A 26,978-nucleotide genomic window follows, 5' to 3' on the forward strand; every position below is an offset into this window, starting at 1 on the left:
TCCTCGGGGTGGGACGTGGTGGTCACGCTACCCGAGGAGCCGCGCCTCGCGCTATTGAGCCGACCGCGCCCAAGCGCCACCCCGCTGGAGGAGCCGGGGAACCACAGAGCGGCTCATGGCGGGCCGACGGCGCCGCCTGAGAAGAGGGAACCGGTTTCGATCGTGATAACGACCGGTCTCGCTCCTGTTTTCGACCGGTCTCGGCGAGGGGAGGGTCAGTACCAGCCGGTGCGCTCGGAGTGGGCCCAGGCGCCGCAGGGGCTGCCGTAGCGGCCCTGGATGTATCCCAGGCCCCACTTGATCTGGGTGGCGGGGTTGGTCGCCCAGTCCGAGCCGGCCGAGGCCATCTTGCCGCCGGGCAGGGCCTGCGGGATGCCGTAGGCGCCTGAAGAGGCGTTCCGCGCCTGGTAGTTCCAGCCGGACTCGCGATTCCACAGGCTCACCAGGCAGGAGAACTCGCTCTCCCCCCAGCCGTAGGCGCTCATCATGGAGCGGGCGGTCGCCTGCGCGCTGGCCGCGCTGGTCCCGGAGGCGGCCGGGGGCGCCGCGCCGCCGGTCTTCCCGCTCCCGGCGCTTTCCGCCGGGGAGGCCTGGGCGGCCTCCGCCTTGGTGCCCACGAGGACGACCTCGTCGACCTTGGCGGTCACGACGACGGTGGAGACGACCTCGCGAGAGAGCTCGGTGCCGTCGGCGGCGGTGGCGACCCGCGAGACGGTGCGGGTGACGCCGTCGACGCCGGCGGTCTTGACCTTCTTCTCACCCTTGGGGAGCTGGTCGGTCTCCTCCTCGGTGGAGCCGTGCGCCTCGGTGACGTCCTCGACCACGACACTGTCGGCGCTGGCGGCGGCGCTCTCGTCCTCGGGGACGTCACCACCGATCGCGGGGGTCAGGTCCGGCTTGGCGGTGGGGGCCTCAGCGGCCTGCGCGATGTCGCCGCCGGTGAGGGAGGGCAACGGCAGCGACTCGTTGCCGGCAGACTCGACGGCGGCGTAGGCGCCTCCAGAGACGCTCGCGGCGACGGCTGCGGCGAGGGCGCCGGAGCGGACGAGGACGTGCTTGCGGGGGGCGGGAGTCACGTGACTCCTCCTTCCATGGGCTTGACTGCCCTCACGCTAACGGACGCCCGTGGGTCGTTTCCATTGAGGCCAGTCACATGCGCGAGGAGGCGATCGCGGCGCAGCGGGTCAGAGGCACTTCAGTCGTGGGGGCTCACGGCGATCCGCGCTCAATCGCGATCTCGCGCCGCCCCGCCGGCCCTGCGGGCCGTGCCAACCCCAGCGGCCAGGGCGGGAGCCCCAGCCGTGTCCCGGCTCCGCCCCGGCTCAGTACCAGTTGGTGGCCTCGGAGTGGGCCCAGGCGGCGCAGGGGCTGCCGTAGCGGCCCTGGATGTATCCCAGGCCCCACTTGATCTGGGTGGCGGGGTTGGAGGCCCAGTCACTGGACACCGAGCCCATCTTCTCACCGGGCAGGGACTGCGGGATCCCGTAGGCCCCGGAGGAGGGGTTGACGGCCTGGTAGTCCCACTGGGACTCGCGGGTCCACAGGCTGTCCAAGCAGGAGTACTGGTCCTCGCCCCAGCCGTAGGAGGACAGCAGGGCCTTACCGATCGCCTGGGCGGAGGCCTTGGTCTTGCCGTCGCCCGCCTGGGCGAGGGCGACGTCCTGGGGGGTGCCCTTGCCGACGACGACGACCTCGTCGACGCGCTTGGTGACGGCGACGCTGGAGAGGACCTCGCGGGAGACCTCCTGGCCGTTGACGCTGACGACGCGGTAAGTGACGCGGGTGACGCCGTCGACGCCGGCGGTCTCGACCTTCTTCTCCCCGGCGGCGAGGCCGGTGCTCTCCTTCTCCGAGGAGGCGTGCGGGTCGGCGACGTCCTCGGTGAGGGTGGAGAAGGTCTCCGCGCCCGCCGTGGTGACGGCGCCGCTCGCGTCGTCGGAGGACGCGCGGGCGGAGGCGTCCTGGGAGGACGCCTCCTCGCTGACGGTGGAGCCGAGCGCGGCCAGCGCGGGGGAGGCGGAGTCTTCGGCCGCGTCATCGTGGGCGTTGACGGCGGCCCAGGCGCTCCCGGAGACGGCGATCGACAGCGCGGTGGCGACGCCGCCGGCGCGCGCCACGACGGGGCCCACCGAGGTGCGCGCGGGGCCCTCGGCGCGCCTGCGGCCGTGGCCGGCGCTTCGATCCGAGGTCAGGGACCGGGCTGCGAGCGCTCCGAGTTCGGTGAAAGTGGTGCTCAGGGAACTACTGTCGGAGTGACGACCCACGGTATCGATTTCCTATCATTTCGGGGACGAGCGCCACGCTAGCCGACACCCCGTCCTGTGGGCAATGCTCCCCATCACATCGCCTCCGCCGCGCCGGGCCAGTCCCCGTAGACCTCGGTGGTGGTGCCCTCGAGGCGCTCGCACATGGCGCGCTCGTCCAGGCCCCGCTGCTCGGCGAGGAAGCGGACGGTGTCCCCCATGAGGTAGCTGGCGTTGGGACGGCCGCGCCATGCCTTGGGCGGCAGGTAGGGGGCGTCGGTCTCCACGAGGAGGAGATCGACGGGAATGGAGGCGACGGCGTCGCGCAGCGCGCCGTTGGAGGGGTAGGTGAGGGGGCCGGCGATGGAGGCGTACCAACGGTTCTCCGCGCAGGCCCGGGCGAGTGCCGCCCCACCGCTGAAGCAGTGGAGCACCGTGCGCTCGGGGGCGCCGTCGGCCAGAAGGATCTCGACGCAGTCCTCGTGGGCGTCGCGGTCGTGGATCTGCAGAGGCAGGTCGAGCTCCTTCGCCAGGGCGATGTGGGCGCGGAAGGCCTCGCGCTGGACAGCGGCCCCGCGCTCGCCGGTGCGGAAGAGGTCCATGCCGGTCTCCCCCACGGCGACGACGGCGCCCCCCGCCCCCCGGATGAGCGCCTCGAGGCGGCTCATGGCCTCGTCTAGGGGCTCGGCGTGGTGCTTCTCGGCTCGCGGCTCCAGGCCGTCGGGCCCGGTTTCGCGCACCCCCGCGTGCAGGACGGCCTCGTTGGGGTGAATGGCCAGCGCCACGCGCACGCCGGGCAGGGAGCGGGCCAGGTGGAGCGATCCCTCCCAGGCGGGGGCCTCGCAGGCGGAGGTGATGATGCGGGTGACGCCGCGCTCCGCGGCCCGCTCGACGAGCTCGGCCGCGCTCAGCGGCGCGTCGGCCCCGGGGCCACTGGGCGGCAGCCCGGGCACCGGCAGGTGGGCGTGATTGTCGGTGACGGGCGCCGCCAGGGGCGCGAGGGCGTCAGCGGGTGGCCAGGACCGCTCCCCGGGGGCGCGGCGCTTGCGGCTCATGCCCCGGTGACGTCGTCGGGGGCGGAGTCGGCGTAGCGGGCCAGCTCCTCCTCCACGATGGACTCGTCGAGCTTGGTGAACACGGGGGCGGGCTTGGCGATCGGGGTGCCGATGACGACCTCATGCCGCCCCCAGGTCGGCGCGCCGGTGTAGTCACCGGTGATGATGGGGTAGCCGGCGCGCCCATCGAAGTCGGCGGGCAGCACCTCGGGATCGAGCTCGGCCACCTCCTCGATTCGCGGCATGGGGGCGATCCGGCCGCTGCCGCCCAGGACGCGGTCGATGTCGTTGGCCGCGTGGGGCAGGAAGGGCGAGAGCAGGAGGTTGAGGTCGGCGACGGCCTGGGCGAGGGTGTGCAGGATGGTCGCGAGCCGCGCCTGGGTGGCCTCGTCCTCGCCCTTGAGTTTGAAGGGCTGGGTGTCGGCGATGTACTTGTTCGCCTCCCCCACCAGGCGCATCGCCTCGGCGAGGGCGGCCTTCTGCCGGTGGGCGCGGATGAGGTCGCCGACGGCGCCGAACCCGGCCTCGATGGCGTCCAGGAGCGCGGCGTCCTCCTCGGCCCGCTCACCGGGGGCGGGGATGGCGCCGAAGCGCTTGTGGATCATGGTGGCGGTGCGGTTGACGAGGTTGCCCCAGCCGGCGACGAGCTCGGAGTTGGTGCGGCGCACGAACTCGGCCCAGGTGAAGTCGGCGTCGGCGGTCTCAGGGCCCGCGGCGCAGATGAAGTAGCGCAGGGCGTCGGCCTGGTAGCGCTCCAGGAAGTCGCGCACGTAGATGACGATGCCGTGGGAGGAGGAGAACTTCTTGCCCTCCATGGTGAGGAACTCGCTGGAGACCACCTCTGTGGGCAGGTTGAGCGCGCCGAGCGCGCCGGAGCCGACGCCGGGCAGGCCCGCGCGGCTGCCCTGGCCGTTGTAGCCGAGCAGTTCGGCGGGCCAGATCTGGGAGTGGAAGACGATGTTGTCCTTGCCCATGAAGTAGTAGGACAGGGCATGGGGGTCGGCCCACCACTGCTTCCAGGCCTCGGCGTCGCCGGTGCGGCGCGCCCATTCGATGGAGGCGGACAGGTAGCCGATGACGGCGTCGAACCAGACGTAGAGGCGCTTGGAGGGCTGGTCCTCCCAGCCGGGGACGGGGATGCCCCAGTCGATGTCGCGCGTCATGGCGCGGGGGCGGATCTCGGCCAGGATGTTCTTGGAGAAGCGGATGACGTTGGGGCGCCACGTGCCCGAGGCCTCGCGCTCGTCGAGCCAGTCGCCCAGGGCGTCGGCCAGGGCGGGCAGGTCGAGGAAGTAGTGAGTGGAGTCGATGAACTCGGGGGTCTCGCCGTTGATCCGCGAGCGCGGGTTGATCAGGTCGGTGGGGTCGAGCTGGTTGCCGCAGGCGTCGCACTGGTCGCCGCGGGCGCCGTCGGCGCCGCAGATCGGGCAGGTGCCCTCGATATAGCGGTCGGGCAGGGTGCGGCCGGTCGACGGCGAGATGGCGGAGCGGGTGACCCGCTCGACCATGTAGCCGTTGTCCCGCACGGTGCGGAACATCTCCTGGACCACCCGGTAGTGGTTGCCCGCCGTCGTGCGGGTGAAGAGGTCGTAGGACAGGCCGAGGGCGACGAGGTCCTCGACGATGAGCCGGTTGTTGCGGTCGGCGAGCTCGCGGGCGCTCACGCCCTCGGCATCCGCGGCCACGAGGATGGGGGTGCCGTGCTCATCAGTGCCCGAGACCATGAGGACGTCGTGCCCGGCCATGCGCATGTAGCGGGAGAAGACGTCGGAGGGGACACCGAAACCGGCGACGTGGCCGATGTGGCGGGGGCCGTTGGCGTAGGGCCAGGCGACGGCGGACAGGATGTGGCTCATGGGTCAAGCCTATCCGCTCGTGCGCGAGGCTCCGCATGGTGGTCGCGGAGCGCCAGGGCGCGCTGGTAGACCGCGTTGGGCCGCAGCCCGCTTCCGCGCGCTACCTGGGCGGCGGCCTCCTTCAGGCGCATGCCGCCGTCGGCCAGTGCCAGCGCCGCGGCGGCGGCCCGCTCGGGATCGGCTGCGCGCCTCGGGGCCCCGGCGACGACGAGCACGATCTCCCCGAGCACCTCACCGGCCGTGGAGGCGGCGAGCTCGGCGAGCGTGGCCCGGCGCACCTCCTCATGGGTCTTGGTCAGCTCGCGGCACAACGCGGCGGGCCGCTCGGGGCCGAAGGCCTCGACCATCGCCTCGAGGGTCGCGTGGACGCGCCGTGGGGACTCGAAGAGAACCATGGTCCGCCGCTCCTCGGCGAGCTCGGCCAGGGCCCGGCCCCGCTCCCCCTGCTTGCGGGGCAGGAAGCCCTCGAAGCAGAAGCGATCGGAGGCCAGGCCCGAGACAGCCAGGGCGGTGAGGACGGCTGAGGGGCCGGGGGCGGCGCTCACGGGCACGCCCGCCTCGGCGGCGGCCACGACGAGCCGGTAGCCGGGGTCGGAGACGGACGGCATTCCGGCGTCGGAGACCATGACGACGCTCTGCCCGGACTGGGCGGCCTCGATGAGCTCGCCGGTCCGCTGGGCCTCATTGTGCTCGTGGTAGGCCACAGTCCTGCCGCCGATGCGCAGGCCGAGCCGCTGGGCGAGAGCCTTCACCCGCCGGGTGTCCTCAGCCGCGACGATGTCCGCCCTCTCCAGGGCCAGGCGCAGTCGGGCGGAGGCGTCTCCGGCGTTCCCAATGGGCGTGGCGGCAAGGAGGATCTCACCGGGCCGTGGGACATCAGCCCCCGGCACGGCGGGGCCGGGGGCGCCTGCCTCGCCGACCCCGTCGGCAGCATCGCGCGGATGGGCCTCGCGCTCAGTCTCGTGGGCGCCCGGGGGCGCGGTGACGTCGCTCATGGGCCCAGTATGGCGCGCCCCTTTAGACTCGCCAGGTGACTGATAACAGGCATGACCATTCCGACGCCCCTGAGGTCGGGCCCCTGTCCTCGCGGGGCGCCGTCGAGGCGGCAGCCCCCGCCACGAGCGCCCCTGAGGCCGGTTCCGCCTCGCCTCGCGAGGAGCTGGCGCGCTGGGCGGCTGGCGAGCGGCCCGCGGCCACCCCCCTCATGGAGGACCGCTCGGAGGACGGCCTGCGGGCGCGCCTCGGGCTGCGCCCCACCTCCTGGGCGCTCGCCGCCTCCCTGCGCGTCAATGGCTGGATCGTCACCGCGATCGTCACCCTGCTGGCCGCGGTCACCCGCTTCGTGGGCCTGTCGCACCCGCGGGGCCTCATGTTCGACGAGATCTATTACGTCAAGGAGGGCTACGCGCTCTGGCACGTCGGCTATGAGGCCGAGTGGAAGGAGGGGGCCGACGCCCTCTTCGCCACGGGCGACGTCGCCCTCGCCCTGACCACGAAGCCCTCCTACGTCGTCCACCCCCAGCTGGGGAAGTGGCTCATCGGCTCCGGCATGGAGATCTTCGGCGTCAACTCCTTCGGCTGGCGGTTCATGCCGGCGCTGGCCGGCGTGCTCACCGTCCTCCTCGTCACGCGGATCATGATGCGGCTCGTCCCCTCCCCGCTCCTGGCCGGCCTGGCGGGCTTCTTCCTGGCCATCGACGGGATCGGGATCACCGAGTCCCGGATCGCCCTCCTCGACAACTTCATCGGCCTGTTCGCGACCTGCGCCCTGTACTGCCTCGTGCGCGACCGCCAGTGGACGCGCGAGCGCCTGGCCCGCGGCCTCGCCGGTCAACCCGCGGGCAGCGCCGCTCCCCTGCTCGTGTGGCGGCCGTGGCTCTTGGCAACGGCGATCAGCCTGGGCCTGACCTGCTCGATCAAGTGGTCGGGCCTCTACCTCCTCGCCGCGGTGGGGGTCCTGGTGGTGGTCTGGGATGTGTGCGCTCTGCGAGCGGTCAGGACGCGCTCGTGGCACACGGCGGGCTTCCTGGGCAGGGGCCTGCAGGACTTCCTCTACCTGGTGCCCACGGCGATCATCGTGTACGTGGCCGGCTGGTTCTCCTGGTTCGCCCATTCTCATGCCTTCAACCACGGCTGGGCCGCGCAGCGGCGCGAGACTGGCCAGTCCCTGCCCCGGCCGTGGATGCCGGACGCCCTCAACAGCCTTCTCGACTACCACATCCAGATGTACCGCTTCCACGTGGGCCTGGACAGCAGTCACCCGTACATGTCCAAGCCGATCTCCTGGCTGGCGCAGATACGACCGACGCTCTTCTACTACCCCCCGAAGGAGGACCTGGGCGCCTCCTGCGGATCCAGCCATTGCGTGGAGGCGATCTCCGCGATCGGGAACATCCCGGTGTGGTGGTTCGGCATTGGCGCGCTCGCCGTCGTCGTGACGGTGGCTGTGGCGCGCCGCGACTGGAGGATGTGGGTGCCGCTGATCGGCTATGTGGGCCTCTACCTGCCGTGGTTCCAGTACCCGGACCGCACGATCTTCTCCTTCTACACGGTGGCCTTCGTGCCGTGCGTCGTCATGGCGCTCGCGCTCGCGCTCGGCTCGTTGTCCGGGATGGTTCCGCCAGTGCCGGGCTCGGCAGCCGCAAGAGCCGAGGAGCTCGCCGTCGTCGCGGGGGAGGCGGGACCCGGCCTGCCGGCGCCCCGGGGGACCGTGGCGCGGTTCCTGGGCTTCGGAAGGTGGCGGGGCATCATCAACCCGCGCTTCCTCACGCGGAAGTGGACCGGCACCTCCGGGTGGCGCCTGAGGTATGAGGGTCTGGCTGCGATGGGCGTCGTGGTCTCGCTCTCGATCATCTTCGGCCTGCTGTGGTGGCCCCTGTGGACCGGGCAGAGGATCAGCTACGACTACTGGTACTGGCACATGTGGTTCCGGAGCTGGATCTGAATCAGCCGACCGCGCGCCTCGGCGGGGGTGGTGGTGTGGGTGGCCTGTGTGTTTGCGTGGTCTGGTGTTCTGGTGGGGGGGGTAGGGTGGGGTCGTGGGTCTGGTGTCTCTTGGTGGTGTGGCGTCTAGTGTTGTCGCGGTGCTTCTTCGTTCGGCGGATCTGTGCGTGGATCCCTCGTTGTCCGGGGCGGCTGATCTGAGCGCTGATGGGTGGAGGGCCGTTGAGCGGTTGCGGGCTGCCGCCCGTGATGAGGGCGCCAGGGATCGGATCACCGGGCGGGTCCGGGAGCGCTTGGAGGAGGAGGCGGGCCGGCTGGAGCTGCGGGGGCGTGGCGTGCTTGATGGCGTGGCGCTCGCCGTGGAGACGGTCCTGGAGGACGCGCTGGGGTCTGATGAGGCGCTGCTGGAGGCGGTGCGGCGCCCGGAAGGGCTCGCCGGGTTCCTCAGGAGGCGGGGGCGGGCTCAAAGGGCTGGTCTCGCTGAGGCCGCTGAGCCTGTTTTCGATGCCCTGATCGGTGTCGTGGCCGAAGAGCTCGCGGGCCTGGCGCCGTTGTCGCCGTCATTCGATGTGGCGCGAGCCCGGTATGTCATGGACGCGCTCGATAAGATCGACGCGACGACGTCGCGCACGTATACCCTGACGTCGAGCGCGCATGCCCTGGTTGAGGGGATCGATCGGAAGATCGATCGCCTCGGGAGCGGGATCGGCGGTCCGAGGGTTCCTTCCCGTGATAAGCCGGTGTGCTTCGGGGCCGTTCCCGATCAGGTCCCGGGTTATGTCGCGCGCGATGAGCACGCCCGTCTTCGTGGGGCGCTCACCGGAGACGGTGGGGCGGCCCTCGTGGCGCTGCGCGGCATGAGGGGGTCGGCAAGTCCCAGATCGCGGCGCAGTTCGCGCACGAGTGCCGGGCTGAGGGCTGGGGGCTGGTGGCCTGGATCGACGCCTCTCCGGCTGGTGACCCGGTGGCGGGGCGGCCCAGCGGGGTGGAGGTGGGGCTGGCCGAGCTGGCGGGCGAGCTCGGGATCGGTGATCCGTCGGACCCTTCCGCGCGCAGGGCCAGGTCCCTGATGGACCGGCTGAACTCGGGTGGCGCGGCGGATCGGCTCATCGTGCTCGACAACCTGGAGCGCGCTGACGATCTGGCGGGTTTGAGGCCGAGGGGCCGTGGTCTGCGGGTCATCGTGACCACGAACCTCCCAGGCGGGGCGCTGGGCGAGTCGATCCCCGTGGGGGTCTTCACCCGGGACCAGTCGGTGGGCTTCTTGCGCCAGCGGCTGGCCCGGATCAGCGAGGGCGATGCCAGCGCGATGGCCGGGGTTCTTGGTGATCTCCCGGTGGCGCTGTCCCAGGCGGCCTCGACGATGGAGGCGATGGGCTGGGAGCCGGGGGAGTACATGGGGTGCCTTGAGGGCAGGCCGCTTGAGGAGGTGGTGGAGCGCTGGGACGGTGATGGCTACCCGCACGAGGTGTGGCGGGCCTTGCGCCTGGGCTATCAGACGGCCCTGGAGGCGCTGGGCCGGCGCGATGAGGATCTGGCCCGTTTGGCGCGTCTTCAGCTGGGGATGCTGTCGATGATGCCGCACAGGGGTGTTCCTCGTGACTGGCTGCACCGCGCTGGTGGTGGTGGTCCTGATGCGGCGAGGCGCTCGTTGGCGCTCCTGCTGGAGCGCGGTGTCGTGTTGAGGGCCGGGGATGATGCCGGCCGCGGGGGTATCGTCTCGTTGCACCGCCTTCAGTCCAGAGTGGTTCGCGAGGACGCGGTCCGTGAGGGCGCGGTAGGGGGGATCGTCGAGGCGGTGGTCCGCGCCCTGGAGTCGGCGCTCGACGGGGCCGACATGAGTGATCCTGGTGGGGCGGGGCGCCGAACGATCGTCATGGTGATTGAGAGCCTGTCATTCTTGGGTGACCTCGACCTGGGCGCTGACCTGGGCGATGTCGATGTTGAGGGGCTCTGCGGTCTTGTCCTGCTGGCCGGGCGGCGCGCGGATGAGGCCGGGCTTGGGTCGTTCGCGGTCTCGTTGGAGCGAATCGTTGATCGTGTCGCATCACTGCTGGGCCCCGACCACCCCAGCGCCCTGGCCCTGCGCAACAACCTCGCCTACGCCTATGAGTCCGCTGGGCGCCTGGATGAGGCCATCGCACTGTTCGAGCAGGTCCTGGAGGACCGGCTCAGGGTCCTGGGCCCCGACCACCCCGACACCCTGACCTGGCGCAACAACCTCGCCTACGCCTATGAGTCCGCTGGGCGCCTGGATGAGGCCATCGCGCTGCTCGAGCAGAACCTGAAGGAGAGCCTCAGGGTCCTGGGCCCCGACCACCCCGACACCCTGACCTCACGCAACAACCTCGCGACCGCCTATCAGTCCGCCGGGCGCCTAGATGAGGCCATCGCGCTGCTCGAGCAGAACCTGAAGGAGAGCCTCAGGGTCCTGGGCCCCGACCACCCCGACACCCTGACCTCACGCAACAACCTCGCGACCGCCTATCAGTCCGCCGGGCGCCTAGATGAGGCCATCGCGCTGCTCGAGCAGAACCTGAAGGAGAGCCTCAGGGTCCTGGGCCCCGACCACCCCGACACCCTGACCTCACGCAACAACCTCGCGACCGCCTATCAGTCCGCCGGGCGCCTAGATGAGGCCATCGCGCTGCTCGAGCAGAACCTGAAGGAGAGCCTCAGGGTCCTGGGCCCCGAGCATCCGCTCACCAAGCGGGTCGCCGAGAATCTGGCGATCTGCCGTCGCGTCCGCGATGAGCGCCAGCCTCCGCCCCCGGACGCCGTCGGCTGACCGGCCGCCCGCCCCGGTAGTCTCTGGCGCATGCCACCCGCAGCCACGCGCAACGGGGAGATGATCCTGGGCAGCCTCGGCGGCGCGCCCGTCGTCATGTCCCCCACCTCCCTGCTGACCGGACTCGGGTCGCTTTAGTGTCTCGTCACGTGTTGTCGTGGGTGTGGATGGTGTCGATGAGTCGCTGGGCTTGCTCGGTGAGTGGTTGGCCGATGTAGGCGCGATCAGGCCCGCCTGCGGGCCCGGGTGGTGCCCCTGGGCCGGTGGGGTCGTCGTGGGCGCGCCCGAGCAAAATGGGGGGCGGGCGAGAAATGAGGTGGGGGCCCTGCCGTGCGCGCGTTGACGCGCGCACGGCAGGGCCCCTCCTATTAGGTGTGTGCCCGGCGGTGTCCTACTCTCCCGCCCCCTGGCAGGGGCAGTACCATCGGCGCTGGGGGTCTTAGCTTCCGGGTTCGGAAAGGGATACCGGGCGTGGCTCCCCCGCTATGACCACCGGGACGTCTCTATCCAACTCACGGGCCCACCACCCACCCCCCTGGGGGGTGTGGGTGGTGGGGCGTGGTTGGTCGTGGACCGCATAGTGGGCGCTTGTCTTGGCTCGTGCTTCCATCACCACCGTGGCCCCTACCGGTGCCTCCCCCCCTTCGTTTGCTTAGGGGGTGGCTTGGTGGACCGCTGGCTGGACGGCGCGTGTTGTGCTGGTGTGCTTGTGTCGGCCGATTAGTGCCAGTCAGCTCAAAAGCCCTTGCAGGCCTTCCACTCCTGGTCTATCAACCCAGTGGTCTACTGGGGGCCTCCCACCCCCCCCCAGAGGAGGGGTGTGGATACCTCATCTTGAAGATGGTTTCCCGCTTAGATGCTTTCAGCGGTTACCCGTCCCGAACGTAGCCAACCAGCCGTGCCCATGGCAGGACAACTGGCACACCAGAGGTTCGTCCGTCCCGGTCCTCTCGTACTAGGGACAGGCCTTCTCAAGTATCCTGCGCGCGCAGAGGATAGGGACCGAACTGTCTCACGACGTTCTAAACCCAGCTCGCGTACCGCTTTAATGGGCGAACAGCCCAACCCTTGGGACCTGCTCCAGCCCCAGGATGCGACGAGCCGACATCGAGGTGCCAAACCATGCCGTCGATATGGACTCTTGGGCAGGATCAGCCTGTTATCCCCGGGGTACCTTTTATCCGTTGAGCGACGACCCACCCACACGGGATCGCCGGATCACTAGTTCCTGCTTTCGCACCTGCTCGACCCGTCGGTCTCGCAGTCAAGCTCCCTTGTGCACTTGCACTCAACACCTGGTTACCGACCAGGCTGAGGGAACCTTTGAGCGCCTCCGTTACACTTTAGGAGGCAACCGCCCCAGTTAAACTACCCACCAGGCACTGTCCCTGACCCGGATCACGGGCCCAGGTTCAGGCGCACGCCATGGCCAGAGTGGTATTTCAACGACGACTCCACCACCACTGGCGTGGCGGTCTCACAGTCTCCCACCTATCCTGCACAAGCCATAGCGGGCGCCAATACCAAGCTATAGTAAAGGTCCCGGGGTCTTTCCGTCCTTCTGCGCGAAACGAGCATCTTTACTCGTAATGCAATTTCGCCGAGCTCATGGTGGAGACAGCGGGGAAGTCGTTACGCCATTCGTGCAGGTCGGAACTTACCCGACAAGGAATTTCGCTACCTTAGGATGGTTATAGTTACCACCGCCGTTTACTGGGGCTTGAATTCACCGCTTCACCCCACAATGAGGGGCTGACGGATCCTCTTAACCTTCCAGCACCGGGCAGGCGTCAGTCCGTATACATCGCCTTGCGGCTTCGCACGGACCTGTGTTTTTAGTAAACAGTCGCTTCCCCCTGGTCTCTGCGACCCTCCCCCCCAACGGGCAAGCCGTCTCAGGGTTCGGGCCCCCCTTCTCCCGAAGTTACGGGGGCATTTTGCCGAGTTCCTTCACCATGATTCACTCGTGCGCCTAGGCATACTCTGCCCGACCACCTGTGTCGGTTTAGGGTACGGGCGGCTCGCACCTCGCGCCGGGGCTTTTCTCGGCGCCACAGGATCACCCTACTGTCCCCCACCACAAGGCGGGGTCACCATCACGCCTCACCCTCCCACCCCCCCCACAAGGGAGGAGCAGGTGGTCCCCGGACTTACCTGGAGACCGGGCCGCACGCTTGAACGGGCCAAGCCATCAGGCCCGCGGGGCTACCACTGCGCGTCACCCCTGTTAATGCGCTTGCCTACCAGCACGGAGGACCCCCAGACCACCACCCGCCACCCACCAAGGAACCCGAAGGCCCCCAGGCAGGCGACAGCGAGCAGCGGCGTGGGTTAGCACCCGCGCGTCAGCATGGGCGGTGCTACACCGGTACGGGAATATCAACCCGTCGTCCATCGACTACGCCTGTCGGCCTCGCCTTAGGTCCCGACTCACCCAGGGCGGACTAGCCTGGCCCTGGAACCCTTGGTCATTCGGCGCTAGGGCTTCTCACCCTAGTATCGCTACTCATGCCTGCATTCTCACTCCCGCGCCGTCCACCCCTGGGTCACCCCGAGGCTTCACCCAGCGCGGGACGCTCCCCTACCACCCGCCGCCCCTGCCCAGCCCACAAGGACCAGGAAGGACCAACACGACGGGTCCGCGGCTTCGGCGGCGTGCTTGAGCCCCGCTGAATTGTCGGCGCACGATCACTTGACCAGTGAGCTATTACGCACTCTTTCAAGGATGGCTGCTTCTAAGCCAACCTCCTGGTTGTCTGCGCGACCGCACATCCTTTCCCACTTAGCACGCGCTTAGGGGCCTTAGCCGGCGATCTGGGCTGTTTCCCTCTCGACGACGGAGCTTATCCCCCGCCGTCTCACTGCCCCGCTACCACCCGAACGGCATTCGGAGTTTGGCTGACGTCAGTAACCCTGTGGGGCCCATCAGCCACCCAGTAGCTCTACCTCCGCCGGGCAACACGGGACGCTGCACCTAAATGCATTTCGGGGAGAACCAGCTATCACGGAGTTTGATTGGCCTTTCACCCCTACCCACAGCTCATCCCCCCCATTTTCAACTGAGGTGGGTTCGGTCCTCCACACGCTCTTACACGTGCTTCAACCTGGCCATGGGTAGATCACCCCGCTTCGGGTCCAGGACGCGCCACTCAAAAACGCCCTTTCGGACTCGCTCTCGCTACGGCTCCCCCACACGGGTTAGCCTCGCGACACGCCACTGACTCGCAGGCTCATTCTTCAATAGGCACGCCATCACCCCCGCACGAGGCAGGGGCCCTGACGGCTCGTAGGCGCCCGGTTTCAGGTACTCTTTCACTCCCCTCCCGGGGTACTTTTCACCATTCCCTCACGGTACTGATCCGCTATCGGTCACCAGGAAGTATTCAGGCAGCCGAGTGGTCTCGGCAGATTCACACAGGATTCCACGGGCCCCGTGCTACTCGGGAACACCATCACGCAGGCCCACGGGTTACGCCTACGGGGCTCTCACCCACTACGGCCCCCCTTCCCAGAGGGTTCGGCTACCACACAGGCTTGATCACTGCGCCCCGCCACGGCAGCAACGGGAGGACAGCGTCCCACAACCCCACGACCGCAACCCCTGCCGGGTGTCACACGACCATGGTTTAACCATCATCCGCTTTCGCTCGCCACTACTCACGGAATATCTTCTCCTACGGGTACTGAGATGTTTCACTTCCCCGCGTCACCCCCCACGCCCTATGAATTCAAGCGCGGGTGACCGGGCATGACCCCGGCCGGGTCCCCCCATTCGGACACCCTCGGATCACAGCCCGCTAGCCGGCTCCCCGAGGCTTATCGCAGGCCACCACGTCCTTCATCGGCTCCTGATGCCAAGGCATCCACCGAACGCCCATAAAAACAAGCAGCACAGCAAAACACGCTGAAAAAACAACAACCAAGCAAAAACAAGAAGCGCGCCCCCCACCCCCCACGAAGAGGCGATGACGAGCGCGCCAGATGCTCGCGCCCACTATACAGTTCACAACCAACCCACCCACACCAGGCCCACCAACCACCACCAGCGGCCGGCCGGCCCAGCAGGGCCCACCACGGAACAACCGAGAACGCCAGCAACGGCGAGCTGTCCCAGAACCCCGATAACGCGCCACGCTCGTCCACGCCCAACGACCCCCGCCGAACCAGCCCGGCCGACCAGCGACCCGCCCCCGCCCACCAAACAGGGCAAGACAGAAGGACGAGCCGCCCCGACCGGGACGACGAGGACCAGAAAGCTCCTTAGAAAGGAGGTGATCCAGCCGCACCTTCCGGTACGGCTACCTTGTTACGACTTCGTCCCAATCACCGGCCCCACCTTCGACCGCTCCCCGTAGGGCCACGGGCTTCGGGTGTTGCCGACTTTCATGACGTGACGGGCGGTGTGTACAAGGCCCGAGAACGTATTCACCGCGGCGTTGCTGATCCGCGATTACTAGCGACTCCAACTTCACGGTGTCGAGTTGCAGACACCGATCCGAACTGAGACCGGCTTTAAGGGATTCGCCCCGCCTCGCGGCATCGCAACCCTCTGTACCGGCCATTGTAGCATGCGTGAAGCCCAAGACATAAGGGGCATGATGATTTGACGTCATCCCCACCCTCCTCCGAGTTGACCCCGGCAGTCTCCCGCGAGTCCCCGCCACTACGCGCTGGCAACACGGGACAGGGGTTGCGCTCGTTGCGGGACTTAACCCAACATCTCACGACACGAGCTGACGACAACCATGCACCACCTGTGAACCGGCCCCACAAGGAGGAGGCCCCGTCTCCGGGACCGTCCGGCACATGTCAAGCCTTGGTAAGGTTCTTCGCGTTGCATCGAATTAATCCGCATGCTCCGCCGCTTGTGCGGGCCCCCGTCAATTCCTTTGAGTTTTAGCCTTGCGGCCGTACTCCCCAGGCGGGGCACTTAATGCGTTAGCTGCGGCGCGGAGGACCCGGAAAGGCCCCCCACACCTAGTGCCCAACGTTTACGGCGTGGACTACCAGGGTATCTAATCCTGTTCGCTCCCCACGCTTTCGCTCCTCAGCGTCAGTAACGGCCCAGAGACCCGCCTTCGCCACCGGTGTTCCTCCTGATATCTGCGCATTCCACCGCTACACCAGGAATTCCAGTCTCCCCTACCGCACTCAAGCCGGCCCGTACCCACCGCACGCCCCCGGTTAAGCCGAGGGATTTCACGACGGACGCGACCAGCCGCCTACAAGCCCTTTACGCCCAATAATTCCGGACAACGCTCGCGCCCTACGTATTACCGCGGCTGCTGGCACGTAGTTAGCCGGCGCTTCTTATCCAGCTACCGTCAACCCACCCACAAGGGACAGGCCTGCTTCACTGGCGAAAGAGGTTCACAACCCGAAGGCCTCCATCCCTCACGCGGCGTCGCTGCATCAGGCTTCCGCCCATTGTGCAATATTCCCCACTGCTGCCTCCCGTAGGAGTCTGGGCCGTGTCTCAGTCCCAGTGTGGCCGTCCACCCTCTCAGGCCGGCTACCCGTCAAAGCCTTGGTAGGCCATCACCCCACCAACAAACTGATAGGCCGCGAGCCCATCCCCCACCAGACAAAAAGACCTTTCCCAACCCCACCATGCGGCAGGACCAGAATATCCCGTATTAACACCACTTTCGTGGCGGTATCCAGAAGAAGGGGGCAGGTTACTCACGTGTTACTCACCCGTTCGCCACTCATCCACCCCAGCAAAAACCAGGGCTTCACCGTTCGACTTGCATGTGTTAAGCACGCCGCCAGCGTTCGTCCTGAGCCAGGATCAAACTCTCCAAAAAAACCAATTCACCCAGAACCGCCAAACACGACCCCAAGCAAAAACAATTCCAGAGAAAAAATCTCCAAGCCCAACCCACACCACCACCACAAAAACAGCAGCAGCACAGGCCAAACAAAAAAACAAGACATAAACAAGCATGACACGCTATCGAGTTCTCAAACAACACACCCAGGAGAGCGATCCGAAGAGCCTTTCACTCCTCGCGTCCCCCTCAAGGCGACCCGACCAACTTAACCAGATGATCGCAGTAACTGTCAATCTCAGAATATGTGATCCCGATCTCAACCCCAGATCATTCGCGGACGAAGCCTGGGCGATAGGAGACCCGAGCCTCTCAGCCCGGGCCTCTACCGGTGGAGCTAGGGGGATTCGAACCCCCGACCTTCTCATTGCGAACGAGACGCGCTACCAACTGCGCCATAGCCCCAGTTGCCGGACGATATTAGCACCAACAGTCCGGTGCGCCGCAAGCTGACGCGCCGTGAGCCGCGCCACCGCGCGGTTTCAGCGGGCCATCACGCCCCTGCGGCGCGGCGCCGCTCCAGGACCTCATCGAGGTCGATGGGCTTGAAGGCCTGCTCCTCGTCGAGGACCGGCGCCGGCGCATAGGCGCGCGCGTTGCGCGGCCGCACCGGGGACGGCGCCGTTTCCACTTCCGGCAGGTCCAGGTCCGGCACCGCACGGCGGCGGGCCCGCGCGGCGAGGGTGTACGTCGGGGCGGGCACCGCCACAGGACGCCAGCCCTGGGGAGGAGTCGACGTCGCGTCGCGGCGGGCCGGCAGGGTTGCCACTGATCGCGGAACCACTGACTCGGGGCTCGCGGCCCCCTCCCTTCGGCGCCGCCCCGCCGGGGAGGCTCCTTCCGGCTCGACGCGCTCGCTCGCGGCGGCGGCCGCGAGGCGCCGGCGATCGTTCGCGGACTCGCCGCCGGATCCGGCCTCGTCGGAGTCGGCGCGATCGGCGTCGGTCGACTCCAGTGGGAGCGGCTCCATCATCCATTCCATGGGCCTGGCCGCATCAGCCTCAACCCGCGCTGCCCCACCGGATGCGGTCGCGGGCGCCAAGGAGGCCTCGGCGGCGCTCGCCGGCTCCTCCGCCTCCTCGCGAGTGACCGGCTCGGCCCCGCTCGCGGCGCTGAGCGCGGAGGCAGTCGAGTCGCTGGCGGCCCCCTGGGCCTCCTCTTCCGCGGAGGCCGCCTGTTCCCGCTCGCTCGATCCGACGGGAGCCTTGGCGGCGGCCGCGGGGCTGGGCGCGGCGGGCTCGATCCTGGTCTTGGGGCGGGCGCCGGTGAGGGCGTCGAGCTCGCGCTGCAATGCGACGACGCGGCGGCACTCAGCGCGGTCGGCGGCGCGGGAGGCCCCGGCCGCCTTGTGCCCGGCGACCATCGATCCCCCGAGCAGCGCCGTCGGCAGCAGCGCCGGCCACCACGGCATGACGGTCACGATTCCCACCAGCCACAGCCCGAGGCTCACCCCGAGCAGGCCGGCGGCAACGCGCGCGCGGTTGGTGGCGGCCTCCTGGCGGCGCGCGCGAGCGGCCTCGTGCGCGCGTCGGGCCTGCACGAGCTCGCGCTCGACGCGCAGAGCGCGGACGTTCCTCACAGCTGGCCTGTTCATCGCCCTCACCTCCGGGAGCCGTCGGAAGATCCTCGCGTGCCCGCCCTGCTCGCAGGCCTCGTCCGAGGACACGGCCGCCTCGCCGGTCGCCAGGATCCGCAGCTCGGCGGAATAGCGATCATCGGAGCGGGACAGGCTCATGACCTCGCGGCGCCCGACCAGGAAGGGCAGGAGGTACGCGGTGAGAACGACGACGAGAGCGAGGAGCGCCCAGACTTCAATTCCCACAGCGCCACGGTACGGGCCGCCGGGCCCCGGCCAGGAGAGATCGTCGGCGTGTTGTGACTTGGAATGACGACAATCCAGCCACGACGGCCCCGCCATTCACAACAGTCACTCGAAGCGCATGGGCCACTCGCCGAGCGCGCGTCGGCGCGCTCGCGCCCCTCACGGGAGCGCCGCCTCAGTCTCAGCGGACGGGCGTCAGGCGTCGAGGAGGAGGCAGTGGAGCGTGTCCCCGACCGAGACGCTGCGGGCCTCCTCGGGGACGACGGCGATGGCATTGGCCCGCGCCAGGCCCATGAGGCGGGTAGTGCCGGGCTGCGCCGTCGGCTCGGCGCGGTAGCCGCTGGAGGGCGAGCCGGTCAGCTGCACGGGGACGAACTCCCTCCTGCCGGCGGGCGACACCCACCCCCGTGTCATCTCGGCCGGCAGGCTGGAGCGATGGAGCCCCTGCCAGCCGGCGATCTCTCGCAGCACGGGCCGCACGAAGGTCTCGAAGGCGATCTGAGCGCTCACGGGATCCCCGGGGAGGCAGAAGATCGGCGTGCCCTCCACGGTACCGACGCCGAGCTGGCGCCCGGGGCTCATGGCGACGGCGTCGAAGCGCACCGAGCCCAGGGGCGCGAGGGCCTCCTTGACGGTGTCCCCCTGTCCCACGGACAGGCCCCCGGTGGTGATGAGGACGTCGGCGCGCACGAGCTGGTCCTCGAGGGTCTCGGTCAGGGCGCCGAGCTCGTCGGGGACGGCCGCGACGCGGAAGGCCCGCCCGCCGGCATCGGTGACGGCGGTGGCCAGGGCGTGCCCGTTGGCGTCGTAGACGCTGCCGTCCCGGCCCGGCGAGCCGGGCTCGACGAGCTCGTCGCCGATGGACACGATGACGACGCGCGGCGCGGGATGCACCTTGACGCGCAGCCGCCCCACCCCGGCCAGGAGCGCGATCTGCCGGGCGGACACGCGCGAGCCCCGCGGCAGGACCGTCGTCCCGGCGGCCACGTCCTCGGCGCGGCGCCTCACGTTCTCCCCCTCGACGACGACGGAGCGGACCGCTACCCGCTGGGCGCCGCGGTCAGTCTCGATCCAGGGAACGACGGCGTCGGCGCCGACGGGCAGGGGCGCGCCGGAGTCGATGAGCATGGCGGTGCCGGGGACGAGCCGGGCGCTGCTGGTGTCGCCGGCGCGCACGGCGTCGATGACGTCGAGGCGGGCGGGCTCGCTCGCCGTCGCGCCCCGGACGTCGGCGGCGCGCACCGCGTAGCCGTCCAGGCCGGCCAGGTCCGCGCCGGGAAGGTCGAACTCCGCGATGACGTCCTCCGCCAGGACGCAGCCGACGGCGTCGAGGAGGACGACGTCGAGCGGCGGGGCCGCCTGCGCGATCTCGAGGCACGATGCGAGGTGCTCGGCGACGGTTCTCATGAGTTCCTCCCTGCCCGCAGGTCCCGGGATCTCGGGGCGGCACCGGGTTCAGGCCTGCGGCTCCAGGCTGCCAGGCTACCCGCACGGGCCGGCCTATCCATGCCAGGGGCGGCTCGGCGAGCCCGGAAGAGGAGGAGAACCTGAGAGAATCAAGGAGTGAATTCCCAGGCGCGCCCGCTCCCCGCCCCCGCGGGGCTGGAGACCAGTCATGACAAGGACCAATGGCGCCGAGTCCTGCGCCAGCAGCGCCGCAAGCGGCACCCCCACCCCGACACGTGCCACGGCCCCGCCTGCGAGGCCCTCATGGAGCACGCCCTCCAGGCCGTCGAGGGCATGGGGACCATCGCCGCTTACGTCTCGGTGGGCAACGAGCCGTGCACGCGCCGGCTCCTGGAGCGCTTGGAGGCCGAGGGCCGTGACGTCCTCCTTCCCGTCCTGGGGCCGCACCTCTCCCGCTCCTGGGGGCGCTTCACGGGTGTCGCCGACCTGGCCGAGCGCGCGCCGGGGCGCCCTCCCGAACCGGGGGGCGAGCCCCTCCCGGCGGAGGCGGTCTCCGACGTCGACGCCCTCCTCATCCCCGCGCTCGCCATCGACCGCGCCGGCAACCGCCTCGGTCAGGGCGGCGGCTGGTACGACCGCGCCCTGCCGCTGAGGCGCGAAGGAGCGCTCGTGCTCGCCGTGGTCTACGACGACGAGCTCATCCCGTCCACGCTTCCCACCGAGCCGCACGACCAGCGAGTGGACGCCGTCATCACGCCCGAGCAATGGTTCCTCCTGGAACGCTCCGTCTTCGCCTCCGGGTCCTAACGGGCCCGCTGGGGAGGGGAGGCCGCTCGCGCCGCCGCGCCGGGAACCACGGGGGTGCGCGCGCTCACCCGCCGCCGCGCCCTGTGGACGAGGGGATCCGTCACTCGCACGGAGGGCCCACCCTGGGGGCATGAGCCCCCGCCAGCGCCTCAAGCGCTCCCCCGCCACTCGCCCATCGTTGCGCCTGTGGAGGGCGCGCCACCTCGTCATCGCCGCGTGCGCGGGGACAGCCGTGCTGCTCGCGCTCTCCGTGCTCCGCCCCTCGCCGCAGGCGGACGGCAGCGCGCTGGTCGTCGCCCGGGCGATCGGTGCCGGGGAGCGAATCGAGGCCGGGGACGTGGAGCGGCGCCCGGTCCCAGGGGCGGCCCTGCCGGTCCGGGGGAGGGCGGATGAGAGCATCATCGGGAGCAGGGCGGCGGTCCGCCTGGAGGAGGGCACCGTCCTCACGGAATCGATGACGAGCTCGGCGCGCACCCAGGGGATCGCCGACGACGAGCGGATCGTCCAGGTTCCTGTCGCGGTGGGGGGAGCGCTGGCGGAGCCGGGTGCGATCGTCGACATCATCGGTGAGAGTCCAGTCACAGCCACGAGCACGCCCGCGAGCCCCGGCGCCCTCCGCGATCAGGCGGTTGATTCTGCACCATTGCCGGTTTCAACGGGCGAGGGGACCAGTGTCCTCTGCTCCGGCGCACGGGTCATCGCTACCACAACGGAAGGTGACGCTTCTAGGATTCTTTCAGGGAATAAGATCACAGTAGTAGAACTTGCTGTTCCGGCGGACACCGCTACCCTTATCGTCGGTGCGGCAACGCAGGGCGCCCTCGGCCTCGCGCTGAGCCCCTGACGACCTCATCACAGTCGAGATGATCATTGATCCGTCGGCATATTCAGCCGACGCCGACTGCCCGATGCAGCCAACCGGCTGTCGATCATCGTCCCGGCCTCGCGCCTGTCGCCCCTGCGGGGTGCGCACTCACCGAAAGGTTCTCCCCTCATGATCAAGGGATTCAAGGAGTTCATCGCTCAGGGCAACGCTCTGGAGCTCGCCGTCGCCGTCATCATCGGTGGCGCCTTCAAGCCCATCGTCGACTCGATCACCAAGGTGATCCTGGACATCGTTGGTCAGATCGTCGGCTCCCCGAACTTCGACTCCGTTCTTCAGTTCAAGATCGACAGCGGTTCGGACACCTACATCCAGCCCGGAACGATCCTCACCGCGCTCATCAACTTCATCCTGGTCGCCGCCGCCGTCTACTTCTGCATCGTGGTCCCGATGAACAAGATGAGGGCCCTGCAGAAGAAGCAGGAGGAGGACAAGCCCGCCGAGCCGACCGATGTCGAGCTGCTGGGCGAGATCCGCGACCTGCTCGCCGCCCGCAACCACTGAGAGGGATAGCCGCGCGCTCCCAACGGAGGCTGAGCCCCGCCGACCACCCGGTCGGCGGGGCTCAGCGCTATCCGCTGGTGACCACGGCGGCCCGTTGCCCGCACCGCCGTCCCGCGAGACCGGTATCGGCGGACGAGAGAGGGCGGCTCAGGACCAGTGGGGCGGGACCTCGGCGCGCAGGCGCGCGTCGTTAGCGCTGCCGACGCCTGGCGCGCCCTCCCCGCGGGCGCGGGCCTCGGTGAGCGCATCGATTCCACGGCGCCGCGCGTTCTCCTCGTCCTCCTCAGTCATCTCGCCACGCGCCACCCGCGCGGCGTCCTGAGGGGAGAGCAGGACCACTCGGCGCCCGCGGGACCGACCGGCCGCGGAAGCGCTCATCGTCCCCGCCGCACGGCGTTGCCGAGAACGGCGTCCACACCGGTCCCCCGGCGGGTGAGGGCGAGGGCGTCTCGGAGCTCGGCGAGCTCCTCCTCCTCGCTGCGCGCCATCCCGTCGGAGCGGATCCAGGCGACGAGGTCATCGAGCTCGTCGTCGGAATATGCCTGGAGGGGCAGCCCTTGCGCGATCGGCGGGCGAGCCGCGCGCCGATCCGCCCCGGCCGCGCCGGCGGGCGCGGCCTCCCGGGGAGCGGGCGCCGGCTCGTCCCCCGCGGGCTCCGCCGCCCTCGCCTCACGGGCCGCAGCGGTCCCCGGGGAGGAGGCACCCTCGCCGGAGCCCTCACCGGCGGCGTCGTCGATGCGCTCGGGGAAGCTCGGGACCCTCCGGGCGGGCCTGGGCGGCGGAGCGCTCATCGAGGATCTCATCGATCATGATCTCGATGGTGCGGGCCTCGGCCTCCGGGTCGACGAAGACCCCGGCGGAGAAGGAGCGGTGCACCCGCCAGCCGCGGTGCTCGAGGCGCTCGGCCCAGTGGCGGTCGCGGCGGCGCAGGCTCGGCTCGGCCACGTAGTCGTCGTCGTCGGTCAGGACGGCGACGAACAGCTCCTCGGGGTAGTCGGGGTGGCCGATGGCCAGGGGGATGCGGGGCCCGCCGTCGGCGCCCCACTGGGGGACCACCACGAGTCCCTTGCGCCACAGGTGCCAGGCGAGATCCACCAGGAGGCGATCGGGCTCACCGTTCTCCGCCGGGCCCACGGGGGTCCCTCCCCCGGCGGCGCGGGCAAGGACCTCGCGCAGCAGCTTGGCGCCGGGCGCCCGCAGTCGATCGGGATCGAGGTCCTCGGCCCCGATGGAGGAGATGACGGTCGTAGCGCCCCGGGAGGCGCACAGGGCCTCCACGAGAGCGACCATGCCGCCCTGCTCGCCGAACTCGCCGAAGGCGTGAATGGTGCGCCCGTGCGGGGTCTTCGCGAAGCCGACGGAGAGGATGACGCGGTCACGGCGCAGGGAGCGGGCCTCGCGCAGGTCGATGACCGTGAAGGGCTCCTTGACGCCGGCGGAGAAGAAGCCGTCCAGGGCGGGGGACTCGGCGGCCGCCACGGCCACCGCGCGACGGATCTCGTCGGCGTGGCGGGTGTTGAGGGCGATGATGCCCAGGCTCTCATCGGGGCGGGTCAGCACGTGCTCGATGACGACGTCGACCACCTGGTCCACCTCGTCCGGCACGGTCTCCACGGCGCTCTTGCCGGGCGCGGGCATGCCGCGGCCATCGACGCGGATGAGGGACAGGGTGGACTCGCCCGGCGGCCCGGGGATCACCTCGACGACGCCCTCATAGCCGTTGGAGGCCAGGAAGGAGGCGATCCCGGCGTCGAGCTGGTTGCGGCCCGTGGGGAGGGTCACCGAGGGCAGGAGCGGCCCGAGCTCGGCGGCGAGCCCCCTCTCCGCGCGGCGCGGATCCCCGATGACGAGGACCTGCTCGGCGCGCACGAGGGCCGGCAGGGCCTGGGCGACCGGCATGCTCGCGGAGGCGTCGAGGATCGCCAGATCCACGACGGCGCTGGGAGCGAGCACCTGCGGCACGAGGGTCGGCGGGACGATCCACACGGGGCGCGCCAGCCAGGCCACCGGATGGGCGTCGAGGATGTCGCGCAGGGGAACGCCGTCGTCCTTGGACAGGGCGATGTACAGGGAGCGGGCCTGCTGCTTGTCGGCCTCGACGGCGGCGCGCACCCGGCGGGCGCAGGCCTGCGCGACGGGACCGGACAGGGATGCGGACTGGGCGGCGTCGAGCCGGCGCAGGCTCTCGGAGAAGCTCATCGAGGGCCTTGGCGTCCAGCCCTCCCATGTCCGGGTCCTCCCGGAGAGCCTGGGCGAGGACGGAGGACCACCAGCAGTAGGTGAGCTCGTCGTCGAGCTCGTCATCGGGCACCTGGCGGGCGCGCAGATCCGCGAAGAGCGGGCCCATGCCCAACTCGTCGATGGCGATGGCCGTCTGGTTGCGCTCAGGCTGGGCCTGCGCGGTCTCAGGATCATCGGCCAGGGCCCGAAGACGGTCCGTCAGGTCCGCGAGCGGCGTGTCCACGAGCGCCGGGGAGCCGTCATGGCGGTCGAGGAGGGGCTGGAGCTCGGTGAGGGCGTTCATGGCGCGCTCGCAGGTGCGGCGCATCTCGTCCAAGCCCTGCGGGAGGGTGGGCCAGCCGCCGTCGGGATCGTGGCGGCGCCACTCCTCGCGACGCCGCTGCACCTTGACGAGCTCGGCGTGCAGGTCCTCGACGACGCGGCCGGGGCGCACGAGGTCCTTGGCCCGCCGGGTGAAGCGACGGCGCGCGGAGCCGCTCATGACGATGCTGCGCTCCTCGCGCCACCGCTTGGTGGCCGTGGCGATGACGAGGTCGGCGGCGGAGCGCTCGAAGACCTCGGGGAGGAAGACGTCGAGGGAGTCGCGCACGCCGTCGAGCATGTCGAGCTGCTCGGACCACATGGTCGGCGTCGTGGCGCGCCGCAGCCCGGTGTGGGAGGAGACCTCGCGGCTGTGGGTCTCGACGGCGGGCAGGATGTCGTCAACGAGGCGGCCCAGGCGCCCCAGGGCGTCGGTGACCTCGTCGAGGTCGGTCAGCGCCAGTCCGCTCCAGGGCGAGGGCGCCTGGACCGGGTTGAGCATCCCGAGGGAGTGGGCGCGGTGGAGGATGCGAGAGGCGCGCTCGCGCCCGGCGTCGTCGAGGCGCTCGAGTCGTCCGGGGACGATCTTCGCGGTGGTGCGGGCCTTCGAGCGCGACGAGGTGAGCTCGGCGAGTGCCTGAAGGGCCTCGTAAGCGGAGACGTTCCAGGGTGCGCGCCGCGCGTGCAGCGCCGTCACGTAGCGGGACAAGCGCTTGCGCACGGCGGACAGGCGCCGGCGAACCCGCAGGATCTCGGGGACGTCGAGCTGGGGCGGCTGGGAGCCGAGCCCGGATTGGACGGCCTCGGCGGCGTGACGGCGCCAGCTGGCGTCCTCCGTGAGATCGACGACGAGATCCCCCAGGCCGAGGTCCTTAAGGGCCTGGGCGACGGCATGGCCGTCCCCGCTCGTCGCCGGGACGTGGATGGCGGTGCGCCCGGTGGCGGCGGCGTCGGCGAGGACGGCCGCCAGCGTGGCGGCCACATCCGACCCGGGGGGCGCGTCGAGGAGGAGGGAGGCGCCCAGGCTGACGGATTCGACGACGTCGAGCTGACCGGGGTCGAGATCACCCGCGCCGCGCTCGGCGTCAGGGGCGCGGTCCTCACGCCGTGGGGCAGGCAGATCGACGGCGAGGGCCCGCCGGGCGGGCTCGACGCCGACCAGCGCGGCCACGATCGCGGAGAGGCGCGCGCGGTCGACGACGGCGTCGAAGTCCTCGACGAGGGCCTGGCCCGGGTGAACGAAGGCGCCGACGACGAGCCGCTCACGCAGCTCGAAGCCGGGCAGGTAGTCGCGGCAGGCGGCGGCGATGCGGGTGAGGGCGGCGCGCGGGGTGAACCCCTCCGCGGTCAGGGCGGCGTGGGCCAGGGCCTGGATGTCGGCCGTCGACCCATAGCGGCGCAGGGCGCGCGTGAGAACGGGGTTGACCTCGATGGAAGGGTCGACAGCGATGGTCGCGTCCGCAGAGGCGCTGGCGAGGCGGACCGGTCGCATGAGCACGGGGGCGTTGACAGTGCGGACGGTTCCCGGGGGGCCCGCTGGCCGCGAGGGGAGCGCGCTCTCCAGGGCCGAGGCGAGGACGGGGTCGGAGCTCTCATGGCGGGACGTCTCAGCATCACTGTCGGCATCGAGGCCGCCGGGCCCGCCCAGACCGTCGCTCTCAGCGCTCCCAGAGCCGTCGGCCGCCCGGGCGCCAGCGCGCCGGGACTCGTCCCGGATGGTCTCGGTCCAGGTCGCGACCCCGATGGCGAGGTACACGGGGGCGACGCCGAACTGCCTGGCGAGGACGTCGGTGCGCCCGGCGACCTTGCGCACGGACTTGCGGGCGGCGGCCAGGGCGGTGGGCTCCCGGATGAGGCTGGACAGGGGCGTGGGGCGCCCGGCGTAGAGCTGAGCGAGCCCCGAGGGATGGGCGGCGGTGAGGTCGACGGCGCCGTCGAGCAGGGAGACGTCGTCGAGACTGGCCACTCCCCCGAGGCCGACGAGCTCCTCTCGCCAGCCCGCGAGCGCGGCGTCCACGCGGGCCCGACTGTCGTCGTCGAGGTCCGTGGGGGACGCGGGGGCGGGATCCTCCGGCGTCGTCGGCGCCGACCGGGGGCTGCTGATGCCGGGGACGCGCGACTCGCGCCCGTCCCCGTTGGCGCGCCCCTCGGCGGTGCCCACGCGATCGCCCGCTGCGTGGCCCGCGCTGTGCCGAGCGCGGCCGAAGGAGAAGAGTGAAGGCGCCATGCCCCGACAATATCCGCGCCCGGCGCGCTCCTGCCCGAGGCGCCCCGGGGTGGCGCCGCGTCGGCAAACCC

The 26,978-nt window shown here is 70.2% G+C and carries 16 protein-coding genes, 1 tRNA gene and 3 rRNA genes; 5 read left to right on the forward strand and 15 right to left on the reverse strand.

All coding sequences use genetic code 11. From position 1 onward, the window contains the following. Positions 1 to 215: 215 nt before the first annotated feature. The 5 genes from ABXS69_RS09960 to rsmI form a co-directional block, all read right to left on the reverse strand. On the reverse strand, positions 216 to 1,076 hold the full coding sequence (locus tag ABXS69_RS09960; RefSeq protein WP_366180499.1) for a G5 domain-containing protein: 861 nt from the start codon (positions 1,074 to 1,076) through the stop codon (positions 216 to 218). Between the two features lie 246 nt (positions 1,077 to 1,322). Beyond that, on the reverse strand, positions 1,323 to 2,264 hold the full coding sequence (locus ABXS69_RS09965; RefSeq protein WP_366180500.1) for a G5 domain-containing protein: 942 nt from the start codon (positions 2,262 to 2,264) through the stop codon (positions 1,323 to 1,325). A 74-nt stretch (positions 2,265 to 2,338) separates the two neighbouring features. Beyond that, on the reverse strand, positions 2,339 to 3,298 hold the full coding sequence (locus tag ABXS69_RS09970) for a TatD family hydrolase (RefSeq protein ID WP_366180501.1): 960 nt from the start codon (positions 3,296 to 3,298) through the stop codon (positions 2,339 to 2,341). Continuing rightward, complete coding sequence (gene metG / locus ABXS69_RS09975) at positions 3,295 to 5,154, reverse strand: methionine--tRNA ligase (protein ID WP_366180502.1); 1,860 nt, start codon at positions 5,152 to 5,154, stop codon at positions 3,295 to 3,297. The genes ABXS69_RS09970 and metG overlap by 4 nt, the downstream gene beginning before the upstream one ends. Then, positions 5,151 to 6,149, reverse strand: coding sequence for a 16S rRNA (cytidine(1402)-2'-O)-methyltransferase (gene rsmI / locus ABXS69_RS09980; RefSeq protein ID WP_366180503.1), 999 nt, complete (start codon positions 6,147 to 6,149; stop codon positions 5,151 to 5,153). Before rsmI ends, metG begins: the two co-directional genes overlap by 4 nt. Before the next feature lie 35 nt (positions 6,150 to 6,184). On the opposite strand from rsmI, the gene ABXS69_RS09985 reads away from it, so the two are divergent. Together ABXS69_RS09985 and ABXS69_RS09990 are read left to right on the forward strand one after the other, a co-directional pair. Next, complete coding sequence (locus ABXS69_RS09985) at positions 6,185 to 8,098, forward strand: phospholipid carrier-dependent glycosyltransferase (protein ID WP_366180504.1); 1,914 nt, start codon at positions 6,185 to 6,187, stop codon at positions 8,096 to 8,098. A gap of 927 nt (positions 8,099 to 9,025) precedes the next feature. Further along, positions 9,026 to 10,885, forward strand: a complete 1,860-nt coding sequence (locus tag ABXS69_RS09990) for a tetratricopeptide repeat protein (RefSeq protein ID WP_366180505.1) — start codon at positions 9,026 to 9,028, stop codon at positions 10,883 to 10,885. A gap of 378 nt (positions 10,886 to 11,263) precedes the next feature. Here ABXS69_RS09990 and rrf read toward each other — a convergent pair. The 6 genes from rrf to glp form a co-directional block, all read right to left on the reverse strand. Then, a 5S ribosomal RNA gene (gene rrf / locus ABXS69_RS09995) occupies positions 11,264 to 11,382 on the reverse strand. Between the two features lie 204 nt (positions 11,383 to 11,586). Further along, a 23S ribosomal RNA gene (locus ABXS69_RS10000) occupies positions 11,587 to 14,775 on the reverse strand. A gap of 374 nt (positions 14,776 to 15,149) precedes the next feature. Further along, positions 15,150 to 16,692 (reverse strand): 16S ribosomal RNA (locus ABXS69_RS10005). Together the 16S, 23S and 5S rRNA genes with 1 tRNA gene alongside form the textbook arrangement of a ribosomal RNA operon. A 356-nt stretch (positions 16,693 to 17,048) precedes the next feature. Beyond that, positions 17,049 to 17,121 (reverse strand) — tRNA-Ala (locus tag ABXS69_RS10010). Between the two features lie 88 nt (positions 17,122 to 17,209). Further along, entirely contained in the window at positions 17,210 to 18,538 is a 1,329-nt protein-coding gene (locus tag ABXS69_RS10015) for a hypothetical protein (protein ID WP_366180506.1), read from the reverse strand. A gap of 195 nt (positions 18,539 to 18,733) precedes the next feature. Continuing rightward, positions 18,734 to 19,945 (reverse strand): gephyrin-like molybdotransferase Glp, encoded by a 1,212-nt coding sequence (glp, locus tag ABXS69_RS10020; RefSeq protein WP_366180507.1) that lies wholly within the window; start codon positions 19,943 to 19,945, stop codon positions 18,734 to 18,736. A gap of 156 nt (positions 19,946 to 20,101) precedes the next feature. Between glp and ABXS69_RS10025 the strand changes: the two genes are divergently transcribed. From ABXS69_RS10025 to mscL, 3 genes are all read left to right on the forward strand, one after another. Continuing rightward, entirely contained in the window at positions 20,102 to 20,752 is a 651-nt protein-coding gene (locus ABXS69_RS10025) for a 5-formyltetrahydrofolate cyclo-ligase (protein ID WP_366180508.1), read from the forward strand. A gap of 130 nt (positions 20,753 to 20,882) precedes the next feature. Beyond that, complete coding sequence (locus ABXS69_RS10030) at positions 20,883 to 21,596, forward strand: SAF domain-containing protein (RefSeq protein WP_366180509.1); 714 nt, start codon at positions 20,883 to 20,885, stop codon at positions 21,594 to 21,596. 150 nt (positions 21,597 to 21,746) lie between these two features. Continuing rightward, positions 21,747 to 22,139 (forward strand): large conductance mechanosensitive channel protein MscL, encoded by a 393-nt coding sequence (gene mscL, locus ABXS69_RS10035; protein WP_366180510.1) that lies wholly within the window; start codon positions 21,747 to 21,749, stop codon positions 22,137 to 22,139. 147 nt (positions 22,140 to 22,286) lie between these two features. Here the strand turns inward: mscL and ABXS69_RS10040 are convergent, their stop codons facing one another. From ABXS69_RS10040 to ABXS69_RS10055, 4 genes are all read right to left on the reverse strand, one after another. After that, positions 22,287 to 22,517, reverse strand: a complete 231-nt coding sequence (locus ABXS69_RS10040; RefSeq protein WP_366180511.1) for a transcriptional regulator — start codon at positions 22,515 to 22,517, stop codon at positions 22,287 to 22,289. Beyond that, positions 22,514 to 22,930 (reverse strand): hypothetical protein, encoded by a 417-nt coding sequence (locus ABXS69_RS10045; RefSeq protein WP_366180512.1) that lies wholly within the window; start codon positions 22,928 to 22,930, stop codon positions 22,514 to 22,516. The genes ABXS69_RS10040 and ABXS69_RS10045 overlap by 4 nt, the downstream gene beginning before the upstream one ends. After that, positions 22,857 to 23,777: a hypothetical protein gene (locus ABXS69_RS10050; RefSeq protein WP_366181591.1), complete on the reverse strand. Its 921-nt coding sequence runs from the start codon at positions 23,775 to 23,777 to the stop codon at positions 22,857 to 22,859. The genes ABXS69_RS10045 and ABXS69_RS10050 overlap by 74 nt, the downstream gene beginning before the upstream one ends. A 73-nt stretch (positions 23,778 to 23,850) precedes the next feature. Next, positions 23,851 to 26,907 carry a hypothetical protein gene (locus ABXS69_RS10055; protein ID WP_366180513.1) on the reverse strand — a complete coding sequence of 1,019 codons (3,057 nt, stop codon included), beginning with the start codon at positions 26,905 to 26,907 and terminating at the stop codon, positions 23,851 to 23,853. Positions 26,908 to 26,978: the final 71 nt, after the last annotated feature.

The organism is Actinomyces timonensis (assembly GCF_040702965.1).
GTDB classification, from domain to species: domain Bacteria; phylum Actinomycetota; class Actinomycetes; order Actinomycetales; family Actinomycetaceae; genus Actinomyces; species Actinomyces timonensis_A.